Here is a 15,799-nt window from a genome sequence, read left to right on the forward strand (position 1 = left end):
TTTTAATTTGTAACAAACGTTTTGCAACAATTTGGTTTTTTTAAAATTGGCTAGTCTCAAATTGGCCGGATTCGGATGGCGGTCGCGTTATTTTTTGAGGAACTTTGCGCTGATGTCATCGTATTCGAGCAGCAACGCATTCGACTTTCCGTCGCGCTCGAAGAATTTCTCCCAAGTCGAAAGCGGCTCCCAGATTGCGGTTCCTTTGGCGCGTCCGTTAGGCGAATCGAAACCAGCCTTGTTGACTTCCTGTTTCTTGTGTGAATATTCGACCACGATCACATCTTTGTCGTAGCGCTCGGACAATTCGAAAATATTGTATTCCAAATCATTGATCGTACCGTGCCATTTCGGATAATAGGACAATCCGATCACGTCGAAATGCGCATTGCGTTTGACCATTTCGTCAAGGCATTCGGTAGATTCGAAATGTTGTCCGCCCAATGCAAGGTGAAACATCATCTGTGTTTTCGGATTCACTGCTTTCACGGCGGCGACTCCTGCATTGTACAGTTGCGCCATGCCGTCGGGATTCGCGATTGAACCCTCTGGCCAAACCAAGCCGTGGTTGATCTCGTTGCCCACCTGAACCATGTCAGGCAAAGTGTTTTGGTTTTTGAGTTCGGACATCACTTTGAACGTCCAGTCGTAAAGCGATTTTTTGAGTTGCTCCATCGATTGGCCTTCCCAGGCTTTTGGCTTGTACTGCTTGCCCGGATCGGCCCAATAATCGGAATAGTGAAAATCGAGCAACAATTTCATTCCCGCGGATTTTATGCGTTTCGCCATTTCCAGGGTGTGGGCGAGATCACAAAAACCTTTGCCGGGCGAATAGCCTTTTTCGTTGGCAGGCTCGTTGAAAATCCTTAACCGGACGTAGTTGAAACCGTGGTCTTTCAGGATGGCGATCGCATCTTTTTCAACGCCCTTATCGAAAAATTTCATGCCGCGGGCTTCGAGTTCGGGAAGAAAAGAAATGTCGGCGCCGAGCATCTGGTCGACGGGACGCGGTTTGGCGGCTTCTCCTGACAGCGCATATTTTTTATCGGACGTGACAATCCTTTTTTTCGCAGGTTCGACGGTGATGAAGTCGGTAGCTCCGGTGGTCAATCCCGCAGCTTTGGCATCGAAATGAATAAAGTCGGATGTCGTCCCGGCCTGGACGATGACTTGCGCAAAACCGTTGAACAGCGAGCGTTGCCAGGCACCGTCCGAGCATTTGTCCGGTTCGTGTGAACTAGGATCTCCGTTCCCGACACCAATTATCTTGGCGTCGCCCTTAATTTCAAATCGGATCATATTGTCTGCATCAGGCACGGTTCGCCCTTCCTTGTCGATTACCGAAATGTTGACGATAGCCACGTCTTTTCCGTCGGCGGTCATCGTGGTTTTGTAAGGCGTGACGACCACTTCGACCGGCGCGCCCGTAGTTTCGACCGATCCACTGATTTTTTTGCCTCTTTTGTATCCGATGGCTTCCAGTTTTCCCGGTTCGTACTGAACGGTCCAGTTCAGGTGGCCATTTCCCGGCATGTCTTTTTTACCGAGTGATTTGCCGTTGAGGAACAATTCCACATTATCCGCATTGGAATTCACCCAAACCTCGACATCGTCCGAAGGCTTGTTCCAATGGCGCTTTTCCGGCCAGTTCCAGTGAGGTGAAATGTGCATGACGTCCTTATCGGTCCACCAGCTTTGATAATAATAGTAGAGATTTTTCGGGAAACCGCAGCTATCCATTATCCCGAAATGGGAACCGATATTGGGCCAGGTGTAAGGCGTCGGCTCACCGCGATAGTCGAATCCGGTCCAGATGAACCCGCCGAGCCAATAGTCGTTTTCGGCCGACAATTTCTGCCAATCCTCTGCACGGCTCGCCCAGGACGGGAACGAAATGTCCTGGTCAGGCACGTAAGCGCGGATCGTGTCTTTTTCATAGACACCTCTCGTAGTCACGGTGCTGCCCATTTCGGTGCCGATGATAGGCTGGCCAGGGTGTGATTTGTGGTAATCGGCGACCGCTTTATGGCTGTAATTGAATCCACGCACGGGGATTACTTCGTTTATGCCTTCGAATTCGTTCCCGAAATTAGCTGCATACGTAGCGGTTCGTGTGTGGTCGTATTGACGTAAGATCGAGAGCAGCGACTTTGCGATGCGTTTTCCGGTGTCGTTTTTCTGGATCAGGCCTTCTTCATTCCCAATCGACCACATAAATATCGAAGGATGGTTGCGGTCGCGCTTTAGCAATTTCCGAAACTGGCCGGCGTATTCCTTTCCGGAATTGACGAGGCGATTTTCATTCATGACCAACATTCCGAGGGAATCGCAAGCCATCAAGAGCACCGGATCCGGAGCATTATGGCTCATGCGCCAGGCGTTGACGCCCATTTGTTTTTCGAGCATCACGCGGTGGTAGTGCAAATGATCGGGAATTGCCGAGCCGACTCCTGCGTGGTCCTGGTGATTGTTGACGCCTTTTATTTTGTGCTTTTTTCCGTTGACGAAAACGCCGTTGTTTTTGATTTCAATTGTGCGGAATCCGAATGGGACGATCTCCGAATCGATCAATTTGTCATTTTGGCTGACGCGGACCGAAATCCGGTAGAGATAAGGATCTTCAAGCGACCACAAACGCAAATTGGAGACCGGGACGTGTTGGTTTATCGTCGTTTTCTTTCCTTCCGACAGCGAGATTTTGGAACTTGCCGAACTCGCAACCACTTTCCCTAACCGATCCTTCACGAGAAACTGTACGGTAGCATCGGCATTTTCGAACCCGTCGTTGGCGATCGTCGTCTCTACGGTCAGGTTCGCCTTTTTACCGGCAATTTTGGCATGGGCGAAAATCCCGTCGGTATCGATGTGGACGTCGTCGTACTGATTGAGCCAAACGTGGCGGTAAATGCCCGCACCTTCGTAAAACCAGCCTTCGTATTGGGATGCGTCGACGCGGACAACCACAACGTTTTCGGTTTCAAACGATACAAAATCCGTAACATCGTAATTGGCGCCGAGATAACCGCTTTCGTTGCGTCCGCAGTAAAAGCCGTTGACCCACACTTGGGCGTCGCGGTAAATCCCGTCGAACTGTAGCTCGAACCGCTGGTTTTTGTCGGATGCATCCAATTTGAAATGTTTGCGGTACCAACCGATCGAAGTTTCAGGGAAATGCCCGCCGACCGGCTTGTAACCGTGTGATTGCACACCGAAATGGTCAATATATCGAAACGGCAGCGCCACGGCCCAATCGTGCGGAAGGTTGAGGGTTGTCCAATTGGAATCGTTGAAACCTGGACTTACCGCCGTCTTACCGTCGCTGCCGGATTTGGAAAAAATAGTCTCAACCGAATAATTGAAATCTTTTTCCGGATTCGAGGCGTGCCCGAACTGGAATTTCCACCCGAAATCGAAATCCGTTTTTTTTCGTGTCTGGGCGAAAAGCGTGAGGGCGAAAAGCAAAAAAAGCAGAATGAAGCGGAATTTCATGTGTGGGGATTTGGTTTCGATAAAAATAACGAGAACGTTTTCATTTCCCTACTGAACCCTACCAGTTCGTCCTTTAAGTTCAACGGTTGATCGGCGTTCGTTTCCCGAGGTTGATTCTGTGCGGAATGTCGCGTTTGCTCTCAGCGTCAGATTTTAAACTTCCGGCGCAGATTAAATGCTGACGTCGGAAAATAAAATTTGCCTGGAAAAAATGCCCCCGCCACCCACCCTAAATTTACCCAGCTTCACCCACGCCAACATCCAGAAAAACTGTATGAAATCTTAAATCTGCGAACGCAAAACACCAACTGGAAAACAACCAAAAAGTTACACCCACGTATTCCAACAAATTCGCGATACTCGCCATTCCCAAACGCCAAACCCATTAATGATACGAAATCAGCGAAAATGCAAATCCATGCTCGCTCGAGCATCTATCGTCCGCTCTCCATTCGTCTGTTATCTTAAATACCTACATTTGAAAAAAGAATCCGATGGAACTCTATACAATTACTCAACCTACCGCCGATGAGGTCCCGATACTCATCAGTTCGCCTCACTCCGGCACCTATTTTCCGCCTGGGATAAAATCGCGTATCAAACCCGAATTGGCCGAGCGCCCGGACGACGCCGACTGGTTCATCGATAAATTATACGACTTCGCGCCCGCCATGGGAATCGGGATGATCGAGGCGAATTATTGCCGTTGGGTTATCGACCTGAACCGCTATCCGCAACGCGAACCGCTGTACTACGACGGGCGCGTCATCACAGGCCTTTGCCCGGTAACCGATTTTAACGGACTTGCGCTTTACCACGGGAAAAAGCCCGACGATGCCGAAATCGAACAACGGCTCGAAGAATATTTTATTCCGTATCACAAAAAGGTCGAGGAAATGCTCGCGGGATTGGTCGAAAGACATGGCGTGGCGTTGTTGTTTGACGCGCATTCGATCCGGAAATCGGTGCCGGGAATTTCAAAAACTCCGTTTCCCGACCTGATCTTAGGTGACAACGACCTGACGTCGGCCTCGCCAGCGATCATTGCCGCAGCTTACGAGGCGTTGAAGAAAGGGCCGTTCGAGGTAAATCACAACATTCCGTTCAAAGGCGGTTACATCACGCGTTTTTTCGGGCAGCGCCAAGACAATATCCACGCGCTCCAACTCGAAATGGCCAAGAAAAATTACATGGACGATTCCGAAACCGAATATCACGAGGGAAGAGCAGAGGGAATGCGTGCGTTGCTCAAAGACATGTTTACGAATATCATTGATGTGCTAAAAAAATGAAGACGTTTTGTTTTAAAGGACTGCTTACCGAAAACGGATGGCTTGAGAATGCCGCGGTTTCAATAGATGCAAACGGGAAGATCGAATCGATTGCCCAAAACAGGTTGGGCGAACAAGTCAACGGATTTGCGTTGCCGGGTTTCCAGAATGCCCATTCGCATGCGTTCCAGTATGCGATGGCCGGTTTGGCCGAACTGCACGAAGGCACCGGCGTTCCCGACGATTTTTGGAGCTGGCGCACGGCCATGTACAATTTGGCCCTTACCATTTCGCCCGACCAGCTCGAGGATATCGCAGCGATGTTATATGCCGAGATGCTCCGGCACGGTTACACTTCGGTAGCGGAATTCCATTATTTGCACCACGATAAAGACGGGAAGCCGTTCGCAAATTTGTCCGAGATGGGCGAGCGATTGGTGGCCGCCGCGAAAAAGACGGGAATAAAGATCACGCTGGTTCCGATGTTTTACCAGCAAGGCGGTTTTGGGCAGCCTCCGGTAGAGAAACAACAGCGTTTTATTTCATCGACTTTGGAAGACTATCTCGAATTGCTCGAGGCGACGAAACGATCGGTGGCGGCTTGCGAAGGGGCGAACTGGGGAACCGGAATCCATTCGCTTCGCGCGGTAAAACCCGAAGACGTGGTGAGGTTGACAAACGGGATGGATCAAAACCAACCGTTCCACATACATGTCTCGGAGCAACTTAAGGAAATCGAGGATTGTCTGGCGTTTCACGGAAAACGACCTGTTCAGTGGCTATTGGATAATTGTGGCGTGAATTCGAATTACCATTTGGTGCACGCGACGCACCTCGACGGTGCGGAAGTGGCCGAAATAGCAAAATCAGGCGCCAACGTCGTGATTTGCCCGAGCACGGAAGGAAATCTCGGGGACGGGTTGTTTCGTTTTGAAGATTATAAAAACCTCGGCGGAAAATGGTCGATCGGTACCGATAGCCATGTCGGGCTCAATCCGTTCGAGGAATTGCGAATCCTCGATTACGGACAACGCCTGATCTCGCATAAGCGGACTACGTTTTATGAACCGGCAAAAGGCGACAGCGGATTTAATGCGATAAGATCGGCATGGCAATCCGGACGCAAGGCGATGGGCGCGCAGAACGAAACTTTTTTTAAGGTCGGCGATGCTTTCGATGCGGTCGTGATGGATGCGGATTCGGCTCTCGCGGCGACGGCATCGGTAAAAAACTTGTGCAATACGTTTGTCTATTCGGCGGATGTTTCGAACATTTTGGGCACGATAGCTTCCGGAAAGTGGGTCGTCAGGCATGGAAAGCACGAAGCACATGCTCAGAATGTAGAAGGTTTCAAACGAACGATGCGGGAACTCGGGACGCGACAATAGTCAGTCCAGCAGCCATTCCGTGACGTTCGAAAATACGATCCCGGCCGCAATCGCATAAGCGGTTAACGAAAATACGAGTGCGACGACATTCAGCGGTTTGCGGTGGCGGTAAAGGTAAGCGGCCGACAGCAAAAGCCAGGCTACAAAAGAATACGGCAGACAAAAAAGGGAAAGCAATGCGACTTTTCCTAAATATTCGGGAAGTGCAAAGGTCCCGGGATCATTAAGACTCGGTTTCGGAAAATGGCCAAGCAGCAAATATGCGTTGAAATATAGGAAGCACGACAGAACCGTGTACAATATCGGTATAACGGAAAGTCCGTAAAAGCCGAGATTCCAGTTCGATCGAAAATGCTTCATTTCAGATTTCAACGTAGAACACCGATGGATATTGCCACCCGATGCCATAGCCCCGATGGGAGCGGTTAGCCCGCAGCGCACCAACCCTGATTTTTGGGTTGCGGGACGGCGACCTCAGGAAGCCGGAAACGCTACCGCAAAAATTGGGTTGGGGCGAGAGGACTAAAAGCGGACAGCGGGAGGAGCTTCCTAAAAAAATGATAAAGTTGCGCCAACCTCACTTTAAACGATCGGATATCGGACTTAAATCACTAATTTCGCGACAGATGAAAACGCAAAACCATATTATGTCGAATTGTAACCGTCAGGACGTGAAACCGTTTTGGCATGCGGGCGTTTTGTGTAAACCCATAATCTGAATCAGTAATTGATAAGAATATCACACAAGGCGCCTCTTTTTGGGGCGCTTTTTTTATGACCAATTGGAATGAAACTACATTGTAAACGCAACTGCCGCTAAGTTTTTGGATCACCATCTGCTGATGCCGAATCCTGAATATGAGTATCCGCACACGTTGCGGACAAGGTAACTATTGCCTGACAATTTCATAACTCGTTGATTTTCAATAAAATAATTTTATTTTTTCTTGCAGATTCCAAAAAGTCTTAGTTTCTTTGCAACGTTCAAACTAACCGTACTACTTACAAAATAAAAGCGATGAACCTTATTTCAATCCATAACCGCACGATGAAGCAACCTAAACAGGTGGAGCTCTTCAATGTGTGTGACCGAAATGGCCGCACGGGCAAGTGTACAAGTAGACAAACGCGAAGAAAATGACGTTCTTTCCCTTTAGATACGAAGCACTTGCCAACAGCAGGTGCTTTTTTTTTTGTTTGAAGTTTAAAGTTTAAGGTTCAAGGTTTAAAGTTGGGAGACGCCCGTTTCAAATCAAAGTATGGGGGCAAACGAAACGCCGGTTCGAATGAACAAAAGGAACGATTAAAATCATTATATCAACAACAACGCAACGAATATACGATCATCATGAAAGCTCTAACCCTAAAATTCTTCGACGTTCTCGAAAAGAACCTCTCGCTAAAGGAATTCGAAAAATGGCTCTATTCGCTAGACGACAGCGACGGCCTCAAAAAAAGTGCGCTCTGGAAAGCGTTCTACAACTTTAATTACGGCAGCAAAAACGGCTATGAATTCGCCCAATTGCTTTCGAATTTTGACACGGATGAATACGCCTTGTACAAGTTCGAGAATACGCTCAAGACGATTCTTGCGGACGGCAACCTGTTTCGGGGTAGTGCGCTCGGCCCACGATTTCAGCCTGAGATACGATTACCCGTTATTTGCGGTCATTGGCGAATACGACTACGAATTGCAGAACGAGTACCAATCGTATGAAAACTCAAGACAAAAGCTTGCCGGCACGGCCGAAAATCTATTGCAGCAATGGGTTTCGCTGAGAACGGCCGAGGCGCGGCTTGAATTTTTAAAAGGACGGATCCCTGTCGAAAACCGGTTGCGCCTTTCGCCGGATTCCGCCTACTTCAGGTTCTCGGGCAAACTTTGGAACTTTTGGAAAAATTAATTCTGGAAAGGAAACTGCCATGTTTCGAAAAGTCCCGGGGCTCTTGCTTCGGGATTTTTTTTGTGTTTCTGCTTGCTATCCGTAAGAGAATATGGCATAAGGCGATCTTCGGGTCGCTTTTTTTAGATCGATTTTGTTGTCCGTCCGGGGCGTTTCGAGCTCGGCGATCAATGCAGCTCCACACACGAAAGTCCTAACTTTTGTAAACCTTCCTCAATCGAAAATACGACGCCGTCCGGATATTCAACACGCAGGATACGATCCTGGTCTTCGAGGTCGAAATTCCATTTGGCGAACCACAGCAGTTCGTCGAGCTTGACCCGGACCGCATTCACTGCAAAAGTGTCGCGGATGTCTGTTTTAAAAATGCGTACCATTGTCTTGAGCGTCTAGTTTGCGTAAGATTTTCCTGTCCACATAGAACGTCCCAAACGGAATCAGGCACGCCAACAGCACTTTCCAGGTGGTTTGTGTAAATTTCCAGCGCTGCTCCACGGCAGTTTGGAACACGGAAAATACAAATAGCAGAAACAGGCAGCCGTGTACCGGACCGAGAATTTTCGAGAACTGAGGTGCGTCCCAAATATATTTTAGCGGTACGGCGATAAAAATAAGGGCGATCAGCGAAAGTCCTTCGAGCCAACCGGCAAGGCGAAGTCTGGAAATATGGTTTTTCATTTCATCGAAATAGAGGGCGTTGGACAAAAGGAGAGAAAGGCCACGGAATTGCAAGAAAGATGATCACAAGTGCTATCGAAAAGTAAACGAGCATGGTCTTGAACTTTGCGGACGATGTCGCTTCTCGTTTTGCTTTTGCCGATGCAATCGTCATCAGGATCACGGCCGCGAACATCAAAAGGATATGGACGGCTCCGAAGAATAAGGCGTCCGCGTTTTTAACGGCTTCTTTTTTGTTGGCCCAGAAATAAGCGACCATCGGGCTTTGCGTATACACGAACATGCCGATCATCAATTGGATGTGACCTATCGTGGCGGTCCAGTGCCGGATGGAGTTATCGCTTTTCGTGAAGTCACGTTTCCTGAAATAGCCCCGTGCCGATTTGTAAATAGCCAATAGCAACGCTATCAGGACGGCCCATCGGGTTATGGAATGTAAGAAGAGTCCAGTCGCATACATAAGCGGTAATTTTGCGCAAATATACTAAAACATACTAATTGGTATGTTTTTGGACTGAATTTTTTTTGCCCGTCCCGTGATTTTGCGACGCGGTTTAGCTAAGTGTTCGCAAATAGTTTCGAAGTTGGGCCAGGTAAGCGCGATATATTTTTTTGCCTTCTTCCAGCTTTCCAAGGTTGCGGGCACCCCAATAACTGCCCATAACGAACGCTGCGACCTCGTTGGAATTTACCGACGGGTTGATTTTGCCGATCGCTTTGCCAGATTCGAGCGTTGTCGCTATAACGTGCTCCAGGGTTTTGGTAAGGTTGTGAAGCGCGCTCCGGAAATAGACGTGAGCGGACATTTCGTGGGCAAGGTTTGCCGCAGGGCATCCTGATTCCTGTGTGATAGTAGGATTGGTAAGCAGCAGGGATTCAAAAACCTTGTAAATATCCTCAGTCGGGTTTTGGGAATTTTGCAATGGCGTTGCGATCGTGTCCATCATTCCCGGCGACATGATTTCCCGGATCAGCGCTAGGCCCATTTCGTCCTTATTTTTGAAATGGTAATAAAACGCGCCTTTGGTTACGCGGGTTTCGGCGATGATGACATCCACGCTCGTCGTCTGGTAGCCGTTTTTGTAAATCAGTTCGAAAGCCTTGCTCAGGATTTCAAGTCTCGTGGAAGCGGCTTTGGACGACGGTTTGCTCATTCGGCAAAGAAACGGATTTTGTCCCTGTACTCAAAACGTTCCCATATTCCGGGGCCTAGCCCTGACCGAGCCGTTGTCGGAGCTCTTTTGAAACCTCGAAGGTTTTCAAAACCTTTGAGGATTCAAAAAGCGACCGGCGAGGGCAGGTTCCCGGCTCCAAAAAAAACGCCCGAGTTTCCCCAGGCGTTCCAAATTGTTTTTGAATCGTTTATTTGTTGTTTTCAATCACGTAATCGAGCACTTTCTGCATCAAATGCACGCGATCGCGACCGGAAACATTGTGCTTGTGCATCGGATAAGGGAAGAAGTCAACTTGTTTTTGGGCTTCGACGAACTTTTTGACAAGCGCGAAGTTTTGTTGCATGACCACGACGTCATCGCTCGTCCCGTGGATCAAGAGCAATTTTCCTTTGAGGTTCTTTACATAATTTAGCGTACTTGATTCGTCGAAACCTTTTTGGTTTTCGGCCGGCGTGTCCATATAGCGTTCGCCGTACATGATTTCGTAAAATTTCCAGTCGGTGACCGGGCCGCCTGCGACTCCAACTTTGAAAACGTCGGGTTGGCGCAGCATCAGCGAAGTCGTCATAAATCCGCCGAAACTCCATCCGTGGACGGCCAAGCGGTTGGCATCGACATACGGCAGTGATTTCAAGTATTCCACGCCTTTGATCTGGTCGTCGATTTCGTGAACGCCGACGCGTCCGTGGATCACGCTTTCAAATGCGACGCCGCGGTTGTCCGATCCACGATTGTCGACGGTAAAGACCAGGTAGCCCTGTTCCGCCATCCAATACATCCACAAATTGGCTCCGTCGAGATAGGAATTCGTGATGAGTTGGGCATGCGGCCCGCCGTACACGTAGACGAAAACGGGATATTTTTTGCTCGGGTCGAAGTTGCTTGGTTTGATCAGGCGGGTGTACAAATCGGTCTTTCCGTCAGCGGCCTTGATTGTCTTGATCTCGGATGAGCCCATGACGACATCTTTGTACTTATTCGGGCTTTCTATCAGCGTCTCGGACTTGCCGGATTTGTTCCAGATCAGCGATTTGCCCGGAGTCGAATGGTTTGAATATTCGTCGAAAACGAAATTTCCGTCGGTGGAAATCGCCACGTTATGGACGCCTTCATCTTTGGTCAGCAGCGTCTGTTTTCCTTTGAGGTCGACTTTGTAAGCCAACATATTCGTCGGATTCGGGCCTGTCGCCTTAAAGTAGAACTCGGTTCCCGATGGGTTGGCTCCGATGATATCGCGCGCCATGAACTTGTTCGACGTCAATTTCTTGAGCAGTTTGCCTTCGAGGTTATAGTAGTAAAAATTGTTGAAACCGTCCTGTTCGCTGGTCCAGACGAAGTTGTTCGACTTCGCGTTCGGGAAAAACGCAGGGTGTTCCGGTTCTGTCCAGGCATTCGATTTTTCTTCGAGGATCGTCCGAATGAAAGCGCCCGAATTGGCGTCGTACAGATTCAGGTGCATGTGGTTTTGGGCACGGTTGACCTCGGCGATCAACACATATTTTTCGTCAGGCGTCCAGGCGAGGTTCGTCAGGTAATCGTCCGAGGCGCCTTTTGGCGAAATAAAAACCGATTTTCCGGAAGTCAGATTGTAAATCCCGACTTTGGGCTTTTCACTTTTTTGTCCAATCATCGGATATTTGATGCTTTGGAGTTTTCCTGGCGTTTCATTTATGTCGAGCAGCGGATAGTCGGCAACTTCCGATTCATCTTTTTGATAAAACGCAAGCAAATTGGCTTTCGGCGACCAGAAAATTCCGCCCGAAATCCCAAACTCATTGCGCGCGATCGAGGCTCCCGACACGATTTCTTTACTGGTTTCGTTGGTGACGGCCTTAACCGAACCTTCCTTCCAGAAATACAGGTTGTTCGCCTGTGTGAACGCGGCGACTTTTCGGGCTTCGTCCCAAGTCGTGTTTTCAGCTTCAGAAGGCAATTCGGCAATCAATTTTCCGGTCTTCGTCTTAAAGTTGAATTCGTAGGATTTCCCACCTGAAGTGAGGATAAAAGTGTCTGAATTTTTAAAGGCGACACCGCCGAACGACTTGAATTCGGCTCCCGTCGCTTTGTTGACGTCGGCCAACGCCACGAGTTCTAACGCGGTTTTGTTCGTTGCCGATGCCGTCATGAGCTTGCGTCCGCCATCGGCATAAAATACATAATTGCCGGTGTTCGGAATCCATTGGAAACCGCGCATGCCATCGGCGCGGAACTGTCCGAATTGTTGCAAAACGCCTTGCTCTAAAGTCAATTTTTGGGTTTGGGCCGAGGTCGAAACGGCCACAAAAAGGCTTACCGCCAGTGTTATTCTCTTGATCATGGGAATGTAGTTGGATTGCAAATGTAAGGATTTGCAGGTTGGTCGAGGAAACAAGGAATTCGTTACGCGAGGTAGGTTTGAAGTTTAAGGTTTGAAGTTTAAGGTTTAACGTTCAAAGTTCGAGATTTAAAGTTGTAAAGTGCCGGCGACAATTTTACTTGCTTTTTTGAGTGTGTTTAGGCATTTAAGGTTTGAGTCTGTGGCTTTATTAGTTCAAAGTGTTGAGTTGCGGAGGAAAACTTCGTCTGCTTTTACTCGCTTAACTATTAAATAAGTTTTGCAGATAAGTTAAAATTTAGAATCATTTAGCCTGATAGCGGAGGAAGGTTTCAGGCTTAAAATTGGGGGAAAATCACAATGATTTTTCAAAACGTTATCGGCAATTGGAGGCTACTTTTCGTCGGTAGCGAAATATCTTTTTTGTTGTTTAATTTTCTTCGATTCCCTAATGGCTAAATAACCTTGTAAATTGGTCAAGGTTTTAAACTGGATATAAATGGTCGAAGCCGTAGCGCATTCCTTGTCGGTGCGAGCAAATAGTATGAGCCAAAGCTATAAGTCGTCGGACAAACCAAACCTCGGTTGATCAGGTGTCGGATAAAAAAAGTTTAAGGTCTAAGTAGAATCGGAAGGTTTTTGTGACCCAACGAATTCCAACCTTAAACCTTAAACCTTAAACCTTAAACTTTAAATATGCCCTTCCTCGTTTTCCTTGTCCAAATATTCCTGCACGATATCGATCGCGTTGGTCACGACATCGCTTAGCGCGGTAATGTAAGTGCCTTCCTCGGCGGAATTGATCGCGTGCTTGATCGCATCGACCTCTTTTGTGATGATTTCGTAGGTCACGTTCTTGCCCGATCCTGAAATGCCCTCGAGAATCAGGTTGACGATTTCGTCTTCGGTGCGTCCGCGCAGGTGTTTTTCCTGTCGGATGATGATGTGGTCGAACATGCGCCCGGCGATCTTGCCGCATTCTTTGATGTCTTCGTCCCGTCGGTCGCCCACTCCGGCGATGATACCGATCTTCTTGGTCGCCTCGACGCTTTGCAGGTAATCTTCCACACCGAGATAGCCCGATGGATTGTGTGCGAAATCGACGAGAACCTTAAATCGCTTGAACTCGAAAATGTTCATGCGGCCCGGTGTTTGGGCCACACTCGGGATAAAGGTTTGCAGCGACAGGCTGATGTCGTCGGTCTTGAATCCGTAAAGGTAAGCCGCCAAAGTTGCCGCAAGCGCGTTCGCGATCATGAATTTGGCCTTTCCGCCCAGCGTCAACGGGACGTGAGTAGCCCGTTCCACGCGTATTTTCCATTCGCCGCGTTTGACGGTAATGAACCCGTTTTCGTAAACGGCGACGATTTTACCTTCCTTGCTCAGGCGTTTCGCGTTCGGATGATCTTCGTCCATCGCAAAATAGGCGATATTGCAATTGAGGTCTTTGGCGATGTTCATGCAGTGCTCGTCTTCGGCGTTCAGGATCGCCCAGCCGTCTTTCTTGACGCTCTTGACAACGGTAGCCTTTACGCGAGCCAAGTCGTCCAAAGTATGAATGTCGGACAAGCCCAAATGATCTTCCTGTATGTTCGTGACCACGGCAATGTCGCATCGGCTGAAGCCAAGTCCGGAGCGCAAGATGCCGCCACGGGCCGTTTCAAGAACCGCAAATTCGACGGTCGGATCCTTCAAAATGTATTCTGCCGAAAGCGGGCCCGTCGTATCGCCCTTTTCCATCATGTGATTTTGCACGTAAATCCCGTCGGACGTCGTAAAACCGACACGGAAGCCGTTGTTTTTGACGATATGTGCCAAAAGGCGTGTCGTCGTCGTCTTTCCGTTGGTTCCGGTAACGGCGATGATCGGAATTCTGCTTGGTTTTCCAGGCGGATACAACATGTCGATGACCGGAGCCGCGACATTTCTCGGCAAGCCTTCGCTCGGCGCGAGGTGCATCCGGAAGCCCGGAGCCGCATTTACCTCGAGAATGCATCCGCCGTTTTCCTTCAAAGGTTGCGTCAGATTTTCGGCCATGATGTCGATGCCGCAAACGTCGAGTCCGATGATGCGCGAGATGCGTTCGGCAAGGAAGATATTCTCGGGATGCATCATGTCGGTAACGTCCACGGAAGTGCCGCCGGTAGAAAGATTTGCGGTCGATTTCAAATACACGATCTCGCCATTTTTCGGGACGGTTTCCAGCGTGTACTCCATTTTGGCGAGCAAATCCTCTGTATCGCGGTCAACCGAAATTTCGGTCAGCACATTCTCGTGCCCGTAACCGCGGCGCGGATCGTTATTCGTTTCATCTATAAGGTGTTGGATGGAATCGGCCCCATTTCCGACCACATGGGCCGGAACGCGTTTTGCGGCCGCCACGAGCTTGTTGTCGATGACCAAAACCCGGAAATCGAATCCCGTGATGAACTTTTCCACAATCGTACGGCGTCCGTAGGTTTGCGCAAATGCGAGGCCCGCCACGGCATCTTCCCAAGTCTTGACGTTGATCGAGGCACCTTTTCCGTGATTTCCGGCAAGCGGCTTCAACACGATCGGATAGCCGATTTTTTCGATGACTTCCTTAAGGCCGTCTTCGTCCACGACAATGCTGCCGCTGGCAACCGGCACGGAGTTCATGTCGAGCATGCGCTTGGTTTCTTCTTTGTTACAGGCGATATCGACGGCGATGTTTGAAGTTTTGCACGTAATGGTCGCCTGGAAGCGCATTTGGTTCACGCCGTAACCGAGTTGCACCAGCGAATTCGTACCCAATCGGATCCATGGGATATCGCGGGCCACGGCCTCTTCGACAATACTTCCCGTCGATGGCCCGAGACGGTCGCGTTCGCGGATCTCACGCATTTTCCGGATGTCCGCCTCGAGATCGTATTCGACGCCTTCGATCAGGGCCTCTGCAATCCGGACGGCACTTTCGGCTGCGAACAAACCGACGTTTTCCTCTGTATAGCTGAATACGACATTGTACGTGCCGGGCGTTTTAGTCTCACGCGTGCGTCCGAAACCGGTTTCCATCCCTGCGAGCGTCTGGATTTCGAGCGCGATGTGTTCGATGACGTGACCCATCCAGGTGCCGCGGTCGATTCGCGAAAAAAATCCGCCGGGCGTGCCTTCCGAACAGCGATGTTCATATAAGGTAGGGAGTAATTGCTCGATGCGCTCGCGAAATCCCGGGATCTTGTTTGTCGGTTTTTCCTCCATGTCCTCGAGGTCGAGGCGCATTTGTATCAATTTCTTGCGTTGCACGCTCCAGATGTTCGGGCCGCGCAATGCCTGTATCTTCAAGATTTTCATTGGTTTGTTTGATTAGGATTCTGCTGATGGATGTTTTAAAATTCAAGAAAAACCCACAGGATTTTCGTTAAATCTGTGAAAGTATTGCCTAAAATAGCGGATTTCGATATCGAAACAAAATTATTTTCATGTTAAACATTTGATTTGGGCTGCGTTTCGTGAGGATTTTCCTCAAAAACCGGCATTTTTCACGCAGTCATGAATCCGGTTAACGCTTTTCAAATCAGAATATTAATGCGTGCAATCCCGTCTTTGCCGTCAGAAA

At 49.1% G+C, this 15,799-nt stretch carries 11 protein-coding genes; 3 read left to right on the top strand and 8 right to left on the bottom strand.

The window, feature by feature from the left end; all coding sequences use genetic code 11:
• Positions 1-87 precede the first annotated feature (87 nt).
• The gene (gene galA / locus HC229_RS10100; protein WP_191020359.1) at positions 88-3,489 is read right to left on the bottom strand and encodes a beta-galactosidase GalA; all 3,402 of its coding nucleotides are present in this window, start codon (positions 3,487-3,489) and stop codon (positions 88-90) included.
• Positions 3,490-3,983: 494 nt separating this feature from the next.
• Here galA and HC229_RS10105 point away from each other — a divergent pair, with 494 nt between their 5' ends.
• Together HC229_RS10105 and hutF are read left to right on the top strand one after the other, a co-directional pair.
• Entirely contained in the window at positions 3,984-4,781 is a 798-nt protein-coding gene (locus tag HC229_RS10105; RefSeq protein ID WP_191020360.1) for an N-formylglutamate amidohydrolase, read from the top strand.
• Positions 4,778-6,148: a formimidoylglutamate deiminase gene (gene hutF, locus HC229_RS10110; RefSeq protein WP_191020361.1), complete on the top strand. Its 1,371-nt coding sequence runs from the start codon at positions 4,778-4,780 to the stop codon at positions 6,146-6,148. Before HC229_RS10105 ends, hutF begins: the two co-directional genes overlap by 4 nt.
• Here the strand turns inward: hutF and HC229_RS10115 are convergent, their stop codons facing one another.
• On the bottom strand, positions 6,149-6,508 hold the full coding sequence (locus tag HC229_RS10115; protein ID WP_191020362.1) for a hypothetical protein: 360 nt from the start codon (positions 6,506-6,508) through the stop codon (positions 6,149-6,151).
• 988 nt (positions 6,509-7,496) lie between these two features.
• Between HC229_RS10115 and HC229_RS10120 the strand changes: the two genes are divergently transcribed.
• A complete protein-coding gene (locus HC229_RS10120; protein WP_191020363.1) occupies positions 7,497-7,865 on the top strand; it encodes a hypothetical protein in 369 nt (122 codons plus the stop codon).
• A gap of 354 nt (positions 7,866-8,219) precedes the next feature.
• Here the strand turns inward: HC229_RS10120 and HC229_RS10125 are convergent, their stop codons facing one another.
• The 6 genes from HC229_RS10125 to cphA form a co-directional block, all read right to left on the bottom strand.
• Positions 8,220-8,429 carry a hypothetical protein gene (locus HC229_RS10125; protein ID WP_191020364.1) on the bottom strand — a complete coding sequence of 70 codons (210 nt, stop codon included), beginning with the start codon at positions 8,427-8,429 and terminating at the stop codon, positions 8,220-8,222.
• A complete protein-coding gene (locus HC229_RS10130; RefSeq protein ID WP_191020365.1) occupies positions 8,413-8,730 on the bottom strand; it encodes a DUF3817 domain-containing protein in 318 nt (105 codons plus the stop codon). The genes HC229_RS10125 and HC229_RS10130 overlap by 17 nt, the downstream gene beginning before the upstream one ends.
• A 1-nt stretch (position 8,731) precedes the next feature.
• Positions 8,732-9,190, bottom strand: coding sequence for a hypothetical protein (locus HC229_RS10135; RefSeq protein WP_191020366.1), 459 nt, complete (start codon positions 9,188-9,190; stop codon positions 8,732-8,734).
• 94 nt (positions 9,191-9,284) lie between these two features.
• On the bottom strand, positions 9,285-9,884 hold the full coding sequence (locus HC229_RS10140; RefSeq protein ID WP_191020367.1) for a TetR/AcrR family transcriptional regulator: 600 nt from the start codon (positions 9,882-9,884) through the stop codon (positions 9,285-9,287).
• Between the two features lie 208 nt (positions 9,885-10,092).
• A complete protein-coding gene (locus HC229_RS10145) occupies positions 10,093-12,222 on the bottom strand; it encodes a S9 family peptidase (protein WP_191020368.1) in 2,130 nt (709 codons plus the stop codon).
• Between the two features lie 687 nt (positions 12,223-12,909).
• Positions 12,910-15,534: a cyanophycin synthetase gene (cphA, locus tag HC229_RS10150; protein ID WP_191020369.1), complete on the bottom strand. Its 2,625-nt coding sequence runs from the start codon at positions 15,532-15,534 to the stop codon at positions 12,910-12,912.
• Positions 15,535-15,799: the final 265 nt, after the last annotated feature.

The sequence above is a fragment of the Flavobacterium selenitireducens genome, assembly GCF_014748335.1.
Classification (GTDB): Bacteria; Bacteroidota; Bacteroidia; order Flavobacteriales; family Flavobacteriaceae; genus Flavobacterium; species Flavobacterium selenitireducens.